General features: G+C 72.3%; 12 protein-coding genes. 5 read left to right on the plus strand and 7 right to left on the minus strand.

Annotated elements, in window-relative coordinates; genetic code table 11:
* Positions 1 to 33 precede the first annotated feature (33 nt).
* The 3 genes from argG to ABCS02_RS12410 all read left to right on the plus strand — a co-directional run bounded on the left by argG (position 34) and on the right by ABCS02_RS12410 (position 4,017).
* The gene (argG, locus tag ABCS02_RS12400; RefSeq protein WP_345835947.1) at positions 34 to 1,476 is read left to right on the plus strand and encodes an argininosuccinate synthase; all 1,443 of its coding nucleotides are present in this window, start codon (positions 34 to 36) and stop codon (positions 1,474 to 1,476) included.
* A 112-nt stretch (positions 1,477 to 1,588) separates the two neighbouring features.
* Positions 1,589 to 2,197: a hypothetical protein gene (locus tag ABCS02_RS12405; protein WP_345835948.1), complete on the plus strand. Its 609-nt coding sequence runs from the start codon at positions 1,589 to 1,591 to the stop codon at positions 2,195 to 2,197.
* On the plus strand, positions 2,194 to 4,017 hold the full coding sequence (locus ABCS02_RS12410) for a YhgE/Pip domain-containing protein (RefSeq protein WP_345835949.1): 1,824 nt from the start codon (positions 2,194 to 2,196) through the stop codon (positions 4,015 to 4,017). Before ABCS02_RS12405 ends, ABCS02_RS12410 begins: the two co-directional genes overlap by 4 nt.
* Positions 4,018 to 4,142: 125 nt before the next feature.
* Here ABCS02_RS12410 and mnhG read toward each other — a convergent pair whose 3' ends face one another.
* The 7 genes from mnhG to ABCS02_RS12445 form a co-directional block, all read right to left on the minus strand.
* The gene (mnhG, locus tag ABCS02_RS12415) at positions 4,143 to 4,505 is read right to left on the minus strand and encodes a monovalent cation/H(+) antiporter subunit G (RefSeq protein ID WP_345835950.1); all 363 of its coding nucleotides are present in this window, start codon (positions 4,503 to 4,505) and stop codon (positions 4,143 to 4,145) included.
* Positions 4,506 to 4,769 (minus strand): monovalent cation/H+ antiporter complex subunit F, encoded by a 264-nt coding sequence (locus ABCS02_RS12420; RefSeq protein ID WP_345835951.1) that lies wholly within the window; start codon positions 4,767 to 4,769, stop codon positions 4,506 to 4,508.
* Positions 4,766 to 5,332 (minus strand): Na+/H+ antiporter subunit E, encoded by a 567-nt coding sequence (locus ABCS02_RS12425; RefSeq protein WP_345835952.1) that lies wholly within the window; start codon positions 5,330 to 5,332, stop codon positions 4,766 to 4,768. The genes ABCS02_RS12420 and ABCS02_RS12425 overlap by 4 nt, the downstream gene beginning before the upstream one ends.
* Positions 5,329 to 6,912, minus strand: coding sequence for a Na+/H+ antiporter subunit D (locus ABCS02_RS12430; RefSeq protein WP_345835953.1), 1,584 nt, complete (start codon positions 6,910 to 6,912; stop codon positions 5,329 to 5,331). Before ABCS02_RS12430 ends, ABCS02_RS12425 begins: the two co-directional genes overlap by 4 nt.
* Positions 6,909 to 7,373 carry a Na(+)/H(+) antiporter subunit C gene (locus ABCS02_RS12435; protein WP_345835954.1) on the minus strand — a complete coding sequence of 155 codons (465 nt, stop codon included), beginning with the start codon at positions 7,371 to 7,373 and terminating at the stop codon, positions 6,909 to 6,911. Before ABCS02_RS12435 ends, ABCS02_RS12430 begins: the two co-directional genes overlap by 4 nt.
* Positions 7,370 to 10,297, minus strand: a complete 2,928-nt coding sequence (locus ABCS02_RS12440; RefSeq protein ID WP_345835955.1) for a Na+/H+ antiporter subunit A — start codon at positions 10,295 to 10,297, stop codon at positions 7,370 to 7,372. The genes ABCS02_RS12435 and ABCS02_RS12440 overlap by 4 nt, the downstream gene beginning before the upstream one ends.
* A 62-nt stretch (positions 10,298 to 10,359) precedes the next feature.
* Positions 10,360 to 11,448, minus strand: a complete 1,089-nt coding sequence (locus ABCS02_RS12445) for a substrate-binding domain-containing protein (protein WP_345835956.1) — start codon at positions 11,446 to 11,448, stop codon at positions 10,360 to 10,362.
* A gap of 62 nt (positions 11,449 to 11,510) precedes the next feature.
* On the opposite strand from ABCS02_RS12445, the gene ABCS02_RS12450 reads away from it, so the two are divergent.
* Together ABCS02_RS12450 and nucS are read left to right on the plus strand one after the other, a co-directional pair.
* Positions 11,511 to 12,737, plus strand: a complete 1,227-nt coding sequence (locus ABCS02_RS12450) for an MFS transporter (protein ID WP_345835957.1) — start codon at positions 11,511 to 11,513, stop codon at positions 12,735 to 12,737.
* A 19-nt stretch (positions 12,738 to 12,756) separates the two neighbouring features.
* The gene (nucS, locus tag ABCS02_RS12455; RefSeq protein ID WP_345835958.1) at positions 12,757 to 13,452 is read left to right on the plus strand and encodes an endonuclease NucS; all 696 of its coding nucleotides are present in this window, start codon (positions 12,757 to 12,759) and stop codon (positions 13,450 to 13,452) included.
* Positions 13,453 to 13,525: the final 73 nt, after the last annotated feature.

The following is a 13,525-nucleotide window of genomic DNA, read 5'->3' on the forward strand; positions in this document are numbered from 1 at the left end:
CGGCGCCAGGGGGGCGTCAGTAAGCTGGAGGCCATGTCCAAAGTCCTCGAATCCCTCCCCGTCGGCGAGCGCGTCGGCATCGCCTTCTCGGGAGGGCTCGACACCTCCGTGGCCGTCGCGTGGATGCGCGACGCGGGCGCCGTCCCGTGCACCTACACCGGCGACCTCGGCCAGTACGACGAGGACGACATCGCCTCGATCCCGTCGCGCGCGCTCGAGTACGGCGCCGAGCTCTCGCGTCTCGTGGACTGCAAGACGGCGCTCGTCGAGGAGGGCTTCGGCGCGCTGGCGTGCGGCGCGTTCCACATCCGCTCGGGCGGGCGCACGTACTTCAACACGACGCCGCTGGGCCGCGCCGTCACCGGCACGCTGCTCGTGCGCGCCATGAAGGACGACGGCGTCGACATCTGGGGCGACGGCTCGACCTACAAGGGCAACGACATCGAGCGGTTCTACCGCTACGGCCTGCTCGCCAACCCGCGCCTGCGCATCTACAAGCCGTGGCTCGACCGCGACTTCGTGACGCAGCTCGGCGGCCGCACCGAGATGAGCCAGTGGCTCGTCGAACACGGCTTCCCCTACCGGGATGCCGCGGAGAAGGCGTACTCGACCGACGCGAACATCTGGGGCGCGACGCACGAGGCGAAGACGCTCGAGCACCTCGACGTGTCGCTGGAGACGGTCGATCCGATCATGGGCGTGCGGTTCTGGGATCCGGCGGTGGAGATCGCGACCGAGGACGTCACCGTCACGTTCGAGGCCGGTCGCCCGGTCGCGATCGACGGCGTCGAATACGGGGACCCGGTCGAGCTCGTCCGCGCCGCGAACGCGATCGGCGGCCGCCACGGCCTCGGCATGAGCGACCAGATCGAGAACCGCATCATCGAGGCCAAGAGCCGCGGCATCTACGAGGCGCCCGGCATGGCGCTGCTGTTCATCGCCTACGAGCGGCTCGTGAACGGCATCCTCAACGAGGACACGCTCGCGACCTATCACGAGCAGGGCCGCCGGCTCGGCCGCCTCATGTACGAGGGGCGCTGGCTGGAGCCGCAGTCGCTCATGCTGCGCGAGTCGATCCAGAAGTGGGTGGGCTCGTCGATCTCGGGCTCGGTCACCCTGCGGCTGCGTCGCGGCGAGGACTACACGGTGCTCGACACGACGAGCGCGAACCTCTCCTACGCGCCGGAGAAGCTCTCCATGGAGCGCGTCGGCGATGCGGCGTTCGGCCCGACCGACCGCATCGGGCAGCTCACGATGCGCAACCTCGACATCGCCGACTCGCGCGCCCGGCTGGAGCAGTATGCCGCGAAGGGCCTGATCGGCGGCGCGACCGGCGCGCTCGTGGGCCGCCTCGAACGGGGCGAGTCCGACGAGATCATCGAGCGCGCGGAGCCCCTGTCGGCTGCCGGCGAGGAGCTCGCCGAGGCGACGGATGCTGCTGCCGAGGGCGCTGCCTTCGACGCCGGCACCGACTGACCCCCTGCTGATCCCGCCGGGCCCCCGCCCCCTCCCCGTGAGAACGCGCGTATGTCACGAAAGAGGCCCGGTTTCATGACATACCTGCGTCAGGGGTGAGGAGGAGGGTCACGTGCACGTTCGACTGACCGCGGTGGCCAAGGGGCGACGCGAGCGCGCGCTCCCCCCGACCACCGTGGAGTACGAGACCGGACGCGCGACGCTCACGTGCGCGGAGACCGAGCAGCGGCCGACCGTGCTCGGGCTCATCGCGTCGGGGCGGATGCATCCGGATGCCGGCACCGTGACGATCGACGACGCCGCGGATGCCGCGCTCCTGCGCCGCCGCGTCGCGCTGATCGACGCTCCCGACGTGTGCGATCCGCACCCGGACGTCACCACGGCGGGCGTCGTCGCGGAGGAGCTCATGTTCGCGGGCCGGCGCCCGACCCCGCGCGCCTCGCGGACCTGGCTCACGGAACACGGGCTCGAGGAGGTCGCGAGCACGCCGATCGGCGCGGTCGAGCCCGCGCAGCGGATCCGCCTCCTGTGCGAGCTCGCGGCACAGCGCGAGGGGGTCCAGGGTCTCGTCCTGGTCTCGCCGGACCGGCACGGGGGCGAGCCGGACGTCTGGTGGCGCATCGCCGGCGAGTTCGCCGAGCGCGGCTTCGCGATGCTCGTGATCGCCGGACGGGCGTCGCAGTCCGCCCTCGCCGCGGGCGGAGCGGAGGTCGAGGCATGAGGTTCCCGGTCCGGATCCCCCACATCATCGCGGCCGAGCTGCGACGGCTCACCTCGACGCGCATGTCGGTCATCGCCCTGGTCGCGCTGGTGGCGGTGCCCGTCCTCTACGGCGGCCTCTACCTCTGGGCGAACCAGAACCCGTACGGGAGCCTGTCGGCCGTGCCCGTCGCGCTCGTCGTGGACGACCAGGGCGCGCAGCTCAATGGCCAGCAGCGCAACATCGGCCAGGAGGTCGCGCAGCAGCTCGTCGCGGGCCGCACGTTCGACTGGAACGAGGTGGATGCCGCCACCGCGGCAGCCGGCATCGATTCCGGCGCGTACGACTTCGCCGTCGAGATCCCGGCGGACTTCACGGCGGCGATCGCCTCGATCGGCACGTCGAGCCCGCGGCAGGCGGACATCGCCCTGCGCACGAATGACGCCAGCAACTACCTCGCCTCGACGATCGGGACGCAGGCCGTCACGCGGATCCAGACGACCGTGACCCAGACCGTCGTGAACCAGGCCGGGCTCACGCTCCTGAACGGACTGCAGACGATCCGCGTCCAGCTGCAGAGCGCCGCCGACGGCGCGACACAGCTCGCCGACGGCCTCGGCCAGGCCGCGACCGGCAGCAGCACGCTCGCCTCGGGCGCCGCGCAGCTCGCCGCCGGCACGCAGCAGCTCGCCGACGGCAGCTCCCAGCTCGCGGGCGGGGCCGCGCGGGTCGCCGACGGAACGGCGCGCCTCGACGACGCGGCGCAGCGGATCGCCTCCGCGGCCTCCTCCGTCGTGGACGCCCTGCCCACGGCCCGTGCCGACATCGTGCAAGCCCTGACGGATGCCGGGCTGAGTCCGGCGCAGATCGACACGGTCCTCGCGCGCCTCGATGCGGCAGCCGGCGACGTGCGCGCCGTGAACGGGCGCGTCCAGGATGCCGCGGGGCAGATCGCGACCCTCGACTCCGGGGCCCAGCAGGTCGCCTCCGGCGCGGCATCCCTGTCCGACGGCGCCGCCGCCGCTGCGTCCGGCGCCGCTCAGGTCGACTCGGGCGCAGCGCAGCTGAACTCCGCCCTCGGGCAGCTACGGTCCGGCGCGACGCAGCTGCGCGACGGCCTCGACTCCGGGGTCGACGCCATCCCGAACACGGACGCGGACACGCGCGCGGCCCAGGCGACGACGCTCGCCGATCCGGTCGCCGTGAACGCGAGCGCGCTCACGCAGGCGCAGAACTACGGCGCGGGCCTGGCGCCGTTCTTCGCGGCGCTGGCGGGCTGGATCGGCATCTACGCCCTCTTCCTCATCGTGAAGCCGGTCTCCCGCCGTGCCGTGACCGCGCTCCACTCGCCCGTCCGGGTCACGCTCGCGGGCTGGGCGACCCCCGCGCTCCTCGGCGGCGTGCAGATGACCGCGCTGTTCGGGGTGCTCGCGCTCGCCCTGGGCTTCTCCTTCGTGCATCCGCTCGCGACGTGGGGCATCCTGCTCCTCGCCTCGGCGACATACGCGGCGATCATCCTCGCGCTCAACGTGTGGCTGGGCTCGGTCGGGCAGTTCCTCGGGCTCGTGCTCATGGTGATGCAGCTCGTGACGGCGGGGGGCACCTTCCCGTGGCAGACGCTGCCCGCCCCGCTCGCGGGGCTGCATCACGTCCTGCCGATGGGCTTCGTCGTGGATGCGCTGCGGCAGGTCATGTACGGCGGCAGCGTCGCCCGCGTCTGGCCCGACCTCATCGTGCTGGGCGTGTGGGCGCTGGCCGCCGTGGTGCTGTCGGCCGTCGGCGTGGCCCGGATGACCCGCCACCGCACCCTCCGCGACCTCCAGCCGAGCCTCATCGGCTGACTGCCCCCCACCGCGCGAGATCCCACCACCGCGCGAGATCAGGTGATCTCGCCTATTCAGGACGATCGCCGCCCCATTCGTCCTGATTGCGCGAGATCACCTGATCTCGCGGGGCGGGGAGCGGGTCAGTCGCCGGCGGCCTCGTCGCGGGCGCGGGCCTCGGCGAGCTCGTCGACGAGCAGCGCGTCCCGGTCGAGCGTCCCGTTCCGGTAGGCCTGTCGCGACACCATGTGCGCCGACAGCGGCGCAGTCGCGAGCTGGATGAGCACGATCGGGATGACGAACGCGGTCACCTCGGCCGACCGTAGCGCGAGGGCGATGGCGAGGCAGATGAGGATGAACCCGAGCACCTGCGGCTTGGTCGCCGCGTGCAGGCGCGACGGCAGGTCGCGGAACCGCGCGATCCCGATCGCGGCGGTGAGGCAGAGGATCGCGCCCACCAGCACGAGGACGAGGGCGATCCCGTCGAGCCAGCTCTCGGTGCTCATCTAGCGTCCCTCCCTGCGCGCGACGAACCGCGCGATCGCGATGGAGCCGAAGACCGCGACCGCCGCGAGCACCAGCAGCACGGGCAGCGTCCGCGTGTGGTGGTTGATGACCATGTCCGCCCCGAGCACGCACATGACCTCGGTGAGGAGCACGTCGGCGGCGACGGCGCGATCGAGGATCGACGGACCGGCGATGATGCGCCACAGCGTGATGAGAGCCGCCACGGCGAAGACGACGTAGATGATCACGAGCACGACGGTCATACCGGGCTCCTCTCCGGGCCGGCGTCCTCCGCCAGCTGCCGCACCTGCGCGCGGGATCCGACGGCGAGCACGACCCGCCGTTCCCACTGCAGCACACTGCGCCGCTGCGCGTCGAGGTCGCGCTCCGAGCGCACGCCGATCACGTGCAGGTAGAGGATGCGCCGCTCCCGGTCGGCGTCCAGGACGAGCGACCCGGGGATGAGGGAGCACGTCACCGCCGTATGCGTCATGATCAGGTCGTCGTCGATCCGCAGGGGCACCGCGATGATCGCCGCCGCAGGCTGGCGCCGGAAGTCGAGCACCTGCCACGCCACGGTCAGCGAGCCGCGCACGAGCGCGACGGCGAACTCGCCGGCGAACAGCATGCCGTGCCACAGGTTGACCCGCCCGGATAGCTCGACCGGCGGCAGGCGGAACACACGCGTCACGAAGATCGCGGCGGCCACCCCGGTGAGGAGCGCGAGCACCGTGAACTGGCCCCACAGCAGCATCCAGAGCAGCACCAGCCAGATGAAGAACGGGAGCTGCCGCCACAGCCGGGCGAGGCGCTTCGACGGGGTCATCCCGGGCTCCCCTCGCCGTTCGTCACACCGACGGTGTCGTCGAGCTGCACGAGGTGCACCGGTTGCAGCAGCGAGGCGCCGATCTCGTCGCACAGGGCGAAGATGGGCCCCGCGAACACCGTGAGGGCGACCGTGGCCACGACCATGCCCGCCGTCGCGGCGGTCATGACGCGCGGGATGACGCGCCGGCGCGTCTGGACGGTGGCGGCGGGCGCGTCGCCGAGGTACGCGATGCGCGCCTCCGTCTCGCTCTCCGCCTGGTCGCTCTCCTCCTCGCGCCAGAACGAGAGGTTCCACGCGCGCATGAGCGCGTACAGGGTGAGCAGCGACGTGATGATGCCGGCCACGATGAGCGCGATGAGGAGCGGCGTGCCGACCTGTGCGGCGGCGTCGAAGAGCGCGAACTTGCCGAGGAAGCCGGAGAACGGCGGGATGCCGCCGAGGTTGAGCGCCGCGATGAGGTACAGCACCGCGATGACCGGCGCCGCGCGCATGAGTCCGCGCACCCGCAGGATCGAGGTGCTCCCCGCTCTTCGCTCGATCAGGCCGACGACGAGGAACAGCGTCGTCTGCACCACGATGTGGTGGACCATGTAGTAGATCGTGGCGCCCATCGCAGCCGGGGTGGCGATCGCGAGCCCGAAGATCATGTACCCGACGTGGCTCACGAGCGTGAACGAGAGGATGCGCTTCAGCTCCGCCTGCGCGAGCGCGCCCAGCACGCCGACGATGAGGGTCAGCCCGCCGACCACGAGCAGGAGCGTGTTGACGCTGGAGTCCGGGAAGATCTGCGTCTCCAGCCGGATGATCGCGTAGACGCCGACTTTCGTCAGCAGGCCCGCGAACACCGCCGTGACCGGCGCCGGCGCCGTCGGGTAGGAGTCCGGCAGCCAGAACGACAGCGGGAACACAGCGGCCTTGATCGCGAACGCCAGCAGCAGCATGAGGTGCAGCACGAGCTGCACGTTCTGGGGCAGCGCGGCGACGCGTTCGGCCAGCTGGGCCATGTTCACGGTGCCCACGGCGCCGTAGATCATCGCGATCGCCGCGAGGAAGAGGATCGACGACACGAGCGACACGACGATGTAGACGACGCCCGCGCGGATCCGCGACTCCGTGGCCCCCAGCGTGATGAGGACGTACGACGCGACGAGCAGGATCTCGAAGCCGACGTAGAGGTTGAACAGGTCGCCCGCGATGAACGCGTCGAAGATGCCCGCCGCGAGGATCAGGTACGACGGGTGGAAGATCGACACCGGCGTGTCCTCGTCGCCGTCCGCCGCACCCTGGCCGACCGAGAAGAGGAGGACCGCGAGCAGCACGACGCTCGAGACCAGCACGAGCAGCGCCGCGAGCCGATCAACGTACAGGACGATCCCGAACGGGATCGGCCACCCGCCGACGGACACCGCGAGCGGCCCGTCGCCGGTCGCGGCGAGGAGGATCCCGGAGATCACGAGCACGCTCGTGAGGGTCACGATGGACACGAGGATCTGCGCGCGCCGGTGACGGCCGGCGACGAGCGCGACCGCTGCGCCGAGGAGCGGCAGCGTGACCAGCAGGGGGACGAGACTCGTCATCCGGCACCCCCCTCGGGTCGATCCGCCGAGGCGTCCTCGGTGACATCGTCGAAGTCCGTGGTGGCGTCGTCGTCCTCCGCCGGGATCTCCCCCTCCAGGACCTCCTCCGGCTCGATTCCGCGCTCGCGCACGGCGAGGTCGGCCTCGTCGTCTTCGACCGTGTCCGCGCGACCCAGCTGCCAGGAGCGGTAGATGAGCGCGAGGAGGAACGCGGAGATCGCGAACGTGATGACGATCGCGGTCAGCGTGAGCGCCTGCGGCAGCGGGTCCGACGCGCCGTGCGCCTCGAAGAACGGAGCGCTGCCGGGCGCGCCCATCACGATGAGCAGCAGCAGGTTGACGGCGTTCCCCAGGAGCAGGAAGCCGATGAGCACGCGGGTCAGGCTGCGCTCGAGCATCGCGTAGACGCCGCACGCGAACAGCACGGCCATGATGATGACGAGCACGAGGGAGACAGTCACGAGCGCACCCCCTCGCGCTCGCGCTGGGCCTGCCGGTCGACTTCGGCGCCGAGGGTGCGCAGCACGTCGAGGACCAGGCCGATGACGACGAGGTACACGCCGATGTCGAAGATCGTCGAGCTCACGAGCTCGATGTGGCCGATCACCGGAATGTCGGCCTCCAGGTGCGTGCTCGTCAGCGGCGCGGCGCCGAAGAAGAGCGGCACGACGGCGCACCCGACCGCGAGGATCATCCCGACGCCCAGCAGGCGCCCGGCATCCGTCGGCGCCGCCGCCCCGAGCTCGTACCGACCGCCGGCGATGTACCGCATGACCAGGCCCATGCCCGCGACGAGGCCCGCCGCGAAGCCGCCGCCGGGCAGGTTGTGGCCCGCGAACAGGAGGTACAGCGACACGAGCATGATCGAGTGGAAGAGCACGCGAACGATCACCTCGAGGATGATCGAGCGCTCCTCGCGCCGCACGCGCTGCCCGCCGATGAGCCACGCGCGTGGGCGCTCCCGGTTCTGCGCGGAGAGGGGGGTGACGCCCGTGTCCGTCTCGACGAGGGGGGCGCGCGCCGATCCCTGCCGGGGAAGGGGACGCGTCTGCCGCGACAGCGAGTCGGTGCGGTCGGTGATGAAGACGAGGGATGCCACGCCCGTGGCGGCGAGGACGAGGACGGAGAGCTCGCCCATCGTGTCCCACCCCCGGAGATCGACGAGAGCGACGTTCACGACGTTGCGTCCGTACCCGAACTCGTACGCGAGCTGCGCGAAGTCGACCGACACCGGATCCGTCTGGCGCGCGCCCGTCGCGACGAGCGCGATGAAGCCCATCGTGATCCCGACCCCGATCGCGAGCACGGCGCGCGCGACCGGCTGCACGGAAGCGTTGTGCTCGCCCAGGCGCGAGGGGATGCGCCGCAGCACGAGCGCGAACGCGATGAGCGTGACGGTCTCGACGAGCACCTGGGTGAGGGCGAGGTCCGGGGCACCGCTCGTCGCGAACAGCACGACCATGCCGAGCCCCGTGACCGAGACGAGCACGACGCCGGTGTAGCGCTTGCGCGCGCGGACGGCCACCCAGCCTGCGACGATCATGACGGGCGCCACGAGGAGCTGGACGGGCGACTGCCAGGCGTCCAGCTGCGCGCGCCACTCGCCGCCGGCGACGAGCGACGTGCCCTCGGCTCCGACGAACACGATGAAGACGATGCCGACGTACAGGGGCAGCGAGCCGCGCTGCGTGAGGCTCGTCGTGACGACCGCGAGCCGGCCGAGGCCGCGGACGACCGCGTTGTACGCGTCGACCGCGGTGAACGGCAGGATCCGTCGCCGCCCCTCCCACCGGATGCCGAGCGCGAGCCAGAACACGAGCGCACCGACGACAAGGGTGCCGAGCGAGATCCACAGCTCCGCCCCGAGGCCGTGCCAGAGCTCGAGGTCGTACGGATATGCCGGCGGCGGTATGCCCGGCGTCGCATCGGGCGCCGCGTCCGCGTACGGGGCCAGCGCGGTGTCGAGCCACGAGGCCCCGAGGCCGCCCGCGATCGTCGCGAACGCCAGCACGACGGGCACCGCGAGGAAGCCGGCCGCCGGCTTCGGCCACGGGGTCGGCTTACGCCGCTCGCCCGCGTCACGCTTGGTCCAGAACGCGCCCCAGAGGAACCGGATGCCGTACGCCACGGTCAGGACCGACCCGGCCACCACGACCACGAACGCGACGATCCCCCACGGCGAGCCGCCCCCGGCCTCGTGCAGCAGCGCCGCGAGGACGCCCTCCTTCGCGACGAAGCCGACGAGGGGGAAGACGCCCGCCATCGACGCGACCGAGATGACGGCGACCGACGCGAGGACGGGCGCCTGGCGTCCGAGCCCGCTCAGCTCGCGGAGGTCGCGCGTCCCGAGCTGGCGGTCGATCACGCCCACCACGAGGAACAGCGCCGACTTGAACAGCGCGTGGCTGATCAGCAGGGCGAGGCCCGCGAACGCCGTGTCGCGGACGCCGAACCCGAGCACGACGGTCAACAGGCCCAGCTGGCTGACCGTGCCGAAGGCGAGGAGGCGCTTGAGGTCGGTCTCGCGGAGGGCCTGGATGCCGCCGAGCAGCATCGTGAACCCGCCGAGCACGACGACGATCGGGCGCCACGCGCCCGCGTCCGCGAAGAACGGCGCGAAGAGCGCGATGAGGTAGATCCCGGCCTTCACCATCGCGGCCGCGTGCAGGTACGCGCTCACCGGCGTGGGTGCGGCCATGGCGCCGGGCAGCCAGAAGTGGAACGGGAAGATCGCGGACTTGCTGAGCGCCCCGACCAGCAGGAGCACGAGGGCGGCGTTCACGACGGGCCCGGTCGGCGGGGCCGCGAGGATCGCGGAGATGCTCGACGTGCCCACCACCACCACGAGGAGGACGACGCCGACGAGCATCACGAGGCCGCCGAGGCTCGTGACCAGGAGCGCCTGGAGCGCCGCTCGTCGGCTGGCGCCGCGCGTGTGCGCGTAGCCGATGAGGAGGTACGAGAGGACGCTCGTGATCTCCCAGAACATGACCAGCACGACGAGGTCGTCGGTGAGCACCAGCCCGTACATCGCCCCCGCGAACGCGAGGAGGATGGCGCTGAACAGGCCGACGCCGTCGCGCGCGCCGCGGAAGTACCAGCGGCAGTAGAGCATCACGAGCGCCCCGACACCGGTGACGATGAGCGCCATGATCCAGTTCAGGTCGCCCATCCGCATCGAGAGCGAGATGCCGAGGCTCGGGATCCAGTCGTATGACTCGAACGGAATGTTCCCGGCCAGGACGGCCGGGCCCTGCCACGCGAGGTACCCGAAGGCGAGGGCCGGAAGCGCGGCCGCGAGGGAGAAGACGCGCGGCCCGAGCCACCGGAACAGCCACGGCAGCGGGAGCGGAAGGAGGGCGAACGCGGCGAGGAGGACCAGCACGGGACCTCCTCGGTGTCGTCGGGCGCGGGCGGGCTCAGGCGATCGGGGTTTCCCGGTCCATCCTACCGGCCGGGCTCGGAGGCCGACTCCGCTTCGTCACCGCCCGGCGGGGCGGGCCCGGTCGTGTTCCCCTCGCGGAACGTGCTCGTGAACCGGATCGAGGGCGCGTCCCGGCCCTCCAGGAGAGCGGCGATCAGGTCGCCGGCGGCCCGGCCGCGCTCCGCCGCGGGCTGCACCATGGTCGTCAACCGGTAGGGCGCGATCCCGTCGATGGCGACGCCGTCGAAACCCGCGACGCTGACGTCCTGCGGGACGCGGAGCCCGGCCTCCTCCGCCGCGCGGATGACGCCGGCGGCCAGCAGGTCGCTCTGGGCGATGACGGCCGTCGGCCGCCCCGCGGCGAAGATCGCGCGTCCCGCGCGCAGGCCCTCGTCGATGAGGCTCAGGCCGGCGGCATAGGCCGGCGCGTCGGGGAAGACCTCGCGCGCTCCGGCGAGACGCTCCGCTGTGACCGGCATCGCGATCCGCGCCTCGGTCCCGGCCGCGATCCACCCCGGCGCGTCCCCGGTGCCGAGCGAGAGCGTCACGATCGCGACGTCCCGGTGCCCGAACTCCGCGAGGTGACGCGCGATCTCCCGCTCGGCCTCGCGGTTGTCGAGCGCGATCGTCGGGATGTCGGACTCCGCCTCGCCCTCGATCGCGACCACGGGGATGCCGCGAGCGCGCACCGCGTCGACGGCGGCGTGGCGCGTCGAGCCCAGCAGGACGGCGGCGTCGATCGGGACGGAATCGAGGGTCGGTCCGCTCCCGCCTGGTGCGTCGGCCGGATCCGTCCGCAGCAGGAGCAGGCCCGCGCCGAGCGGGGCGAGGGCCGCCGCGAGTCCGTCCATGAGGACCGTGGCGACGGGGTCGAGGAAGACGCTGCCGATGCCGCCGTGCAGCACCACCGCGACGATCCCCGAGCGTCCGCGGCGGAGCGACGCCGCCAGCGGGTCCGGCCCGGTGTAGCCGAGTTCCGCGGCCGCCTCGCGGACGCGTGCCTGCGTCTCCGGCGCGACCCGGGACTTCCCGCTGAAGACGACCGATGCCGTCGACGGGGCGACGCCCGCGCGGCGGGCGACATCCGCGATCGTCGGGCGGCGCGAGCTCATGATCCTCGATGCTAGCCCTCGCCCCCGTTCCCGCTGCCGAATCGATTCGTTAGGCTGGACCGATGGAGACGATGCTTGCTCGCGCGCGGCTGGGCCGCTGGCGCATCGCCGTCTTCGCGATCTTCGCGGCGAGCGGCCTCAGCATCGCGACGTGGGCCTCGCGCGTCCCCGCCATCAAGTCGGATCTCGGAGTCGGCAACGCCGAGATCGGCGTGCTCCTGCTGTTCGCCGGCATCGCGTCGATCGCCGGCCTGTCGCTGAGCTCGGTCCTCCTCGCCCGCTTCGGCGCGCGGCGGAGCATGCTCGGCGCGATGATCGTGTTCTCCATGGGGGTCGTGCTCGTGGGCGTCGGCACGAACGCCGCGCACTCGTACGGGGTCGTGCTCGGCGGCCTCCTCCTGTTCGGGGTCGGCAACGGCTCCCTCGACGTCATGATGAACGTCGAGGGAGCCGCGATCGAGAAGCAGTACGGGAAGACCCTGCTGCCCCTGTTCCACGCGTTCTTCAGCGCGGGCACCGTGATCGGCGCCGGCTTCGGCGCGCTCGCCGTCGTGCTGGGCCTCAACGTCCTCGCCCACACCGCGATCGTGGCCGCGGTGATCCTCGCGGTCGCCGGAATCGCCTTCGCGAACGTCCCCGCGCGGGAGATCACGATGGACCCGGAGGCCCCGGCGCGGCCGTGGCGCGAGCGGCTGGGCGCCGCGCTGTCGGCGTGGCGTGAGCCCCGTACCTACACCCTGGGCGTCGTCATGCTCGGCATGGCGTTCGCGGAGGGCAGCGCGAACGACTGGCTCGCGCTCGGCGTCGTCGACGGGCACGGCGCCAGCGAGGCGCTGGGCGCCGCCGCACTCGCGGTGTTCTCGGTCGCGATGACCACGACGCGCGTCTTCGGCGGGCCGATGGTGGACCGCTTCGGCCGCGTCGCGACGCTGCGCGTCCTGGCCGGCACGGCCGCGGCCGGCATCCTCGTGTTCGTGCTCGCGCCGAACCTCCCGCTCGTGTTCGCGGGCGCGCTGCTGTGGGGGATCGGCGCCTCGATGGGCTTCCCGCTCGGGATGTCCGCTGCCGCCGACGACCCGGCCCACGCCGCGTCGCGCGTCGCCGCGGCATCCACGATCGGCTACATCGCGTTCCTCGCCGGTCCGCCGCTGCTCGGCGTGATCAGCGAGCACATCGGGCTCCTCAACACGCTCCTGATCATCGTCGCGCTGGTGATCGCGTCCGGCTTCGCGTCCTCCGCCGCCCGCCCGCTCCCCGGCACGCACCTCGGCGAGGGCCGCGCCCACTGACCGCGGGTAGGCTCGTGCCGTGCGTCTCGTGATCGCCCGGTGCTCCGTCGACTACACCGGCCGCCTCAACGCGCATCTCCCGCTCGCGACCCGCCTCCTCGTCCACAAGGGCGACGGCAGTCTCCTCGTCCACTCCGACGGCGGCAGCTACAAGCCCCTGAACTGGATGAGCCCGCCGTGCTCGCTGCGGGTCGCGGAGCCGGATGCCGATGCGCAGGCCGACGGCGTCGTCGAGCTGTGGCACGTGACCCACGCCAAGACCGGCGACGCGCTCGTCGTACGGATCCACGAGGTCATCCACGACTCCTCGCACGAGCTCGGTGTCGACCCGGGACTCGTGAAGGACGGCGTCGAGGCGGACCTGCAGCGCCTGCTCGCGGAGCAGGTCGACGTGATCGGCGAGGGCCTGACGCTCGTCCGGCGCGAGTTCCCGACCGCGATCGGCCCGGTCGACCTGCTGCTGCGGGATGCCGCGGGCGGCACGATCGCCGTGGAGGTCAAGCGCCGCGGCGACATCGACGGCGTCGAGCAGCTCACCCGCTACCTCGAGCTCCTGGGCCGCGACCCGCACCTCGCGCCGGTCGCGGGCGTGTTCGCGGCGCAGGAGATCAAGCCCCAGGCCCGCGTCCTGGCGGCCGACCGCGGCATCCGCTGCGTCACCCTCGACTACGACGGCATGAAGGGCACCGCCTCGGGCGCGCCGCGCCTCTTCTGACCCCCCCCCCCCCCCCCCCCCCCCGGGGGGGGGGGGGGGGCCGGCCCCCGCCGGGGCGGGGGGCGGGCGAGCC

Source organism: Microbacterium sp. X-17 (assembly GCF_039615055.1).

Bases quoted from the DNA above. Each gene is read 5' to 3' on its own strand.
- argG (WP_345835947.1), top strand. From the start codon at position 34: ATGTCCAAAGTCCTCGAATCCCTCCCCGTCGGCGAGCGCGTCGGCATC.
- ABCS02_RS12410 (WP_345835949.1), top strand. From the start codon at position 2,194: ATGAGGTTCCCGGTCCGGATCCCCCACATCATCGCGGCCGAGCTGCGA.
- mnhG (WP_345835950.1), bottom strand. From the start codon at position 4,505: ATGAGCACCGAGAGCTGGCTCGACGGGATCGCCCTCGTCCTCGTGCTG.
- ABCS02_RS12420 (WP_345835951.1), bottom strand. From the start codon at position 4,769: ATGACCGTCGTGCTCGTGATCATCTACGTCGTCTTCGCCGTGGCGGCT.
- ABCS02_RS12425 (WP_345835952.1), bottom strand. From the start codon at position 5,332: ATGACCCCGTCGAAGCGCCTCGCCCGGCTGTGGCGGCAGCTCCCGTTC.
- ABCS02_RS12430 (WP_345835953.1), bottom strand. From the start codon at position 6,912: ATGACGAGTCTCGTCCCCCTGCTGGTCACGCTGCCGCTCCTCGGCGCA.
- ABCS02_RS12445 (WP_345835956.1), bottom strand. From the start codon at position 11,448: ATGAGCTCGCGCCGCCCGACGATCGCGGATGTCGCCCGCCGCGCGGGC.
- ABCS02_RS12450 (WP_345835957.1), top strand. From the start codon at position 11,511: ATGGAGACGATGCTTGCTCGCGCGCGGCTGGGCCGCTGGCGCATCGCC.